Raw genomic sequence first — 4,500 nt, forward strand, 5'->3', positions numbered from 1 at the left:
GGTCGGGGTGGGGTGGAGGGTGGAGAGGCCTTCCAGGAGGCGGGCGTAGGCGGCGCGCTTGGGGGCGCGGGGGGCCGTACGGTCGGTCTCCCAGGACGTGACCGTTTCGCGGCGGACGGAGAGGGCCTTGGCGATCTGGTCCTGGCTCAGTCCTGCGGCTTCGCGCAGGCGCTTGCGCTCGTCCGGGTGGGGGAGCGGGTCCTGGGCGGCTTCCTCCAGCAGCGCGTCGACCGCTGCGAAGAGGCTCTCTTGTTCGTCGGGCATCGGTACTTACCTCCGTGTGCAGCCTAGGTGAACCGCACGGCTGAACGCACATGAAGCGCACGTGGGGGCGCTGACAGCGTCAACGGCGTTAACGGCGTTAACGCCCCCGGCGTGGGTGGTGCCCCCCGATGCCGCTCTCAGAGTCGCTGCATCAGGAGCTCGGTGACGGCCTTGAGGTCGTCCGGGGTGAGGTGGGCCGTCAGGCCGTCCGCGATCGTCTCCGGGGAGTCCGTCGCGATCGTGATCCGGGGGGCGGCGGGTGTGGGGGACCGGGTGGGTTCGGGCGTCTGCGCCGGCGTCGGAGCGTTAACGGCGTTAACGGTCGGAGGGGCCGGAGTCGGAGCCGGGGCCGGGGCCGGGGTGTTAACGGCGTTAACGCCGTTAACGGTCGGCGGGGGAGTGTGCGTGCGCTGGCGCGGCGGGTTGGGGGCGTTCAGCGTCTCGTCGGCCGCCGCCTCCTGCCGCTCCTGGGGGAGCCGCCCGATCCGGCGGGCCGGCTCGACCTTGAGCTCCCCCGTGTCGACCTTCTCCTGGAGGGCCGGGGTGAGGTTCAGGAGGGTCAGGCGCTGGGAGACCCAGGCCGCCGTCTTGCCCAGTCGCTTCGCGACCTGGGCCTGGGAGCCGTGGACGTCGACGAGCTCCTGGAGCGCACGGGCCTGGTCCATGGGGGCGACGTCCACGCGGTGGACGTTGGCGATCAGGGCCGATTCCAGGATGTCCGCCGCGGAGGCGGAGAGGGCGTCGTTGACATGGATGTGCATGGTCTTCAGCCCGGCCAGCTGGGCCGCCGCGAGACGGCGGTTGCCGTCGATGACCACGTACGGGGCCCGGCCCAGGCCGTCGGTCTGGCCCGGGTGGGCCTCCATGAAGGCCATGCGGGTGGCGACCGCGAGGGGCTGGAGCTGGCCGCGGGAGATGAGCGACTGGGCCAGCTCGTCGAGTTCGGTGAGGTCCTCGCGGAGGTTGAACGGGTTGTGGGCGAGGGCCTCGATGGGGACCTCGGACGGCGCGACCATGCCGGACGTGGGGGCTCCTGTGGCCTCCGCGATCGCCGCGCGGCGGGGGCTGACGCCGACCGGCTGGGCTCGCGCGAAGGATGCCGAGACCCCGAGTTTGTCGGCCTTGCTCATGAGATCTCCCTGGCGAGGGCGCGCAGCGCGATGGCCTGGTCGCCCTTGGGTGAGTAGACGAACAGCGGCTGCTTCACGCGGACGGCTTCGCGCTGTTCCTTGAGGTCGGGAACGATCGCGACGACGCGCGGATCCTTTATGTCCATCCAGGCCTGGAGCGAGGAGGTCGCGATGTAGCCGCGGCGGCCGTCGTAGAGGTTGACGACGAGCCCGAGGTAGTCGATGTCCAGGCTGAGGTCGTCGCGCAGGTCGTTGATCTGGGAGGTGAGGAGGTCGTACGCGTCGGCCGACGAGTCCTCCGCCTGTACGACGATCAGCGCGCCGGAGGCGCCCGGCTGCTCGGTGTCGCGGCGGCGCCCGTAGTAGATGGCGGCGTCCATGCTGAGGCCGAGGCTCGGCGGGCAGTCGATGAGGATGACGTCGTACTCGGACTCGACGGGGGCCAGCGCGCGTTCGAGGGCGGCCTCGCGGGCACGGACGGTGGAGAGGCGGACGTCGAGGAGGAAGGCGTCCGTGCAGGCGGGCAGGAGGTGGAGGCGGTTGCCGAAGCGCCGGTCCGGGACGGGGACGATCAGGTCGGCGAGGGGGCCCTTGGCCTCGCCGGCCATGTGGCAGGTGAGGCTGTCGCCGCCGATGGGCAGCGGCTGCTGGCCGAGCTGCTTGGTGAGGTGGCCCTGCGGGTCGAAGTCGACCAGCAGGACGCGCATGCCGAGTCCGGGCAGGTCTTCGAGGTCGAGGGGCGTCGTTTCGGGGGGCTGGTGCCCGCTGTCCCTGCCGTCCTCGCCGTCTTCGGCCGCCGAGAGGCGGGCCAGCTGGCGGGCGATGCGGACGGGGTGGAGGCTGTCCGGGTCCTCGGCGAGGGCCTCGGCGGTGCCGGCGGTGATGGCGGTCTTGCCGACGCCGCCCTTCTGGTTGCACACGACGATGCGGCGTACGACGGAGGGCCGCTTGACCGTGGGGGCCGGGTTCATCTCCAGCCAGAGGCGGACCGCTTGGGCGAGACCCTGGATGAGGGAGACGCCGCGGTCCTTGGAACCGGCGCGGAAGGACTCCCACTGGCCGGAGGGCAGCCAGGTGGAGAACGATTCGGCGCCCGAGGTGTCGACGGGGGAGGGGGCGGAGGCGAGGGCGCTCCAGTGGGCGATTCCCTGGTGGACGGCGTCCTGGATGTCCACCCGCAGTTGGGCGGTGCGGATTTTCAACTCCTGGCGGAGCCACGGGGGGAGCTTGGAGACGACCTTCTCTCGGTCGCTCTGAGACGAGGGCGAAGTCATGAGAGGGACTTTACTAACGTTCGTGGGCCGATGTGCGCGCCACGCTTGGGTTTTGCTAACGAAATGGTCCGCCCTTGTGCATCGGAGTGGGTACGGGACCGGGAGTCACGGGTTCCGGGTACGCGACAGGGCGGCCTCGCACACGCCGTAGCGAGCACCCCCGTGGTTCACCACGGCGTGTACGAGGCCGCCCTGGATACGTCGTCAGCCGACCGGAACGGCCGGGGAGTCCGGGACGGTGGTCAGCCCGAGTCCGGCCCGGCACTCGGGCGAGCCGGCCGGGTCGAAGAGGGGGAGTCGGCCGGCGGGGACGATGCCCGGGAGGAGGAAGTTCCACAGGTCGATGAGCCGGGTGTGCAGGTCTTCGCGGCCGGTGCGGACGTGCGAGGTGACCTGGATGCCGGTGAACGAGCCGACGAGGAGCGTCGAGAGGTCGTACAGGTCGAGCGACGGGAAGACGTCGCCCCGGTCCTGGGCCGGCTTCAGGCAGGCGAAGGCGGTGTCGATCCAGGCGTTGTACGGGGTGGGGTCGGGGTTGGTGAAGGAGCCGAACTCGATGACGAGGCGGATGGCGGCGCGGATGCGGACGTTGGAGCGCAGTCCGTGCGCCATCTCGTGGGTCAGGTCGATGACCGTCTGGAGGCCGGGTTCCTCGATGGCGGGTACGCCTTCGGAGACCTGGAACTGCTCGTCCATCAGGGTGCGGGCGAGGGCTTCCTTGGACTGGAAGTGGAAGTACAGGGCGCCCTTGGTGACCCCGGCGTGTTTGACCACGTCGCTGAGGCTGGCGGCGCCGAAGCCGAAGCGGTCGAAGGCGATGGCCGCGCCGTCGAGGATCGCCTGCCGGGTGATCTCGGCACGTTCCTGACGGGCCCTTGCCATGTGGGGGTCTCCTGGTGCTCTTCCGCTTGCCGCGTGCCGGTTGCCCTTGCTGGTGTGCGGGCCCTGGCCGCCGCTGCGGCGAAGGCTCGTACAAGGTTCAATTTAGTCGGGCGACGCCAAAGAAAACCAGTCGACAAGTACTTTTCTGTGGGGCGGGGCTGACGGTTTGTCGGGGGGTGGGGTGGTTTTCGCTATTACGCTTTGGGAGGACGGGGCGCGGCTTCGGGGCGCGGGACCGTTAACGGCGTTAACGCCGTTAACGCCGGCGGCGCGGACCCCTGGAAGTGTGGGGCGGTTCGTTGCCCGGGAGGGGGCTTCGGCGGAAGCCTGTGGTGGTGGGAGCGTCACGTGATCCGCTCGAAGCCGTGCTGGTGGCCGTACCCGTCGTCGTCCTCGCGTGCGGCGTGGCCGCCGCCGTGATGCGCAGGCTCGGGCAGACGGCCGTGGTCGGGGAGATCCTGGTGGGGATCCTGCTCGGTCCCTCGTTGCTCGGGTGGCTCTGGCCGGCGGGGAGCCGGTGGCTGCTGCCGGGCGAGGTCCTTCCGTACCTGGGGGTGCTGGGGAACCTGGGGCTGCTGGTCTTCATGTTCCTGGTCGGCCTGGAGCTTGATCCCGGGCTGCTGCGGGGGCGCGGGCGGGCCGTGGTGGTGGTGAGCCAGGCGAGCGTGTGGATTCCGCTGGGGCTCGGGAGTCTGCTGGCGCTGGCGATGCACGGGGCCTTCGCGCCGGAGGGGGTCGGTCGCGCCGAGTTCGTGTTGTTCGTGGCCGTCGCGATGAGCGTGACGGCCTTCCCGGTGCTGGCGCGGATCCTGAAGGACCAGGGGCTCTACGGGACGCCGGTGGGGGCGCTGGCGATGGCGTGTGCGGCGGTGGCCGACGTGGTGGCGTGGTGCCTGCTGGCGTTGGTGGTGGCGATGGCGCAGCCGCCGGCGGGCGGGGGAGGGGGCGGG

Annotated in this window: 5 protein-coding genes; 1 reads left to right on the forward strand and 4 read right to left on the reverse strand. The window is 70.9% G+C overall.

All coding sequences use genetic code 11. The features are described 5' to 3' along the window. The 4 genes from ADK52_RS06485 to ADK52_RS06500 all read right to left on the reverse strand — a co-directional run. A partial coding sequence (locus ADK52_RS06485; RefSeq protein ID WP_159045853.1) for a helix-turn-helix transcriptional regulator occupies positions 1-264 on the reverse strand: 264 nt, incomplete at its 3' end. 137 nt (positions 265-401) lie between these two features. Further along, positions 402-1,394 (reverse strand): ParB/RepB/Spo0J family partition protein, encoded by a 993-nt coding sequence (locus tag ADK52_RS44385; protein ID WP_053688817.1) that lies wholly within the window; start codon positions 1,392-1,394, stop codon positions 402-404. Next, positions 1,391-2,668: a ParA family protein gene (locus ADK52_RS06495; RefSeq protein ID WP_053688818.1), complete on the reverse strand. Its 1,278-nt coding sequence runs from the start codon at positions 2,666-2,668 to the stop codon at positions 1,391-1,393. The genes ADK52_RS44385 and ADK52_RS06495 overlap by 4 nt, the downstream gene beginning before the upstream one ends. 204 nt (positions 2,669-2,872) lie before the next feature. Further along, positions 2,873-3,550, reverse strand: coding sequence for a ScbR family autoregulator-binding transcription factor (locus ADK52_RS06500; protein ID WP_053688819.1), 678 nt, complete (start codon positions 3,548-3,550; stop codon positions 2,873-2,875). A 335-nt stretch (positions 3,551-3,885) separates the two neighbouring features. Between ADK52_RS06500 and ADK52_RS06505 the strand changes: the two genes are divergently transcribed. Beyond that, on the forward strand, positions 3,886-4,500 hold a 615-nt coding region (locus tag ADK52_RS06505; protein WP_199828458.1), incomplete at its 3' end, for a cation:proton antiporter.

Origin of the sequence: Streptomyces sp. WM6372 (assembly GCF_001279655.1) — a bacterium.
Classification (GTDB): Bacteria; Actinomycetota; Actinomycetes; order Streptomycetales; family Streptomycetaceae; genus Streptomyces.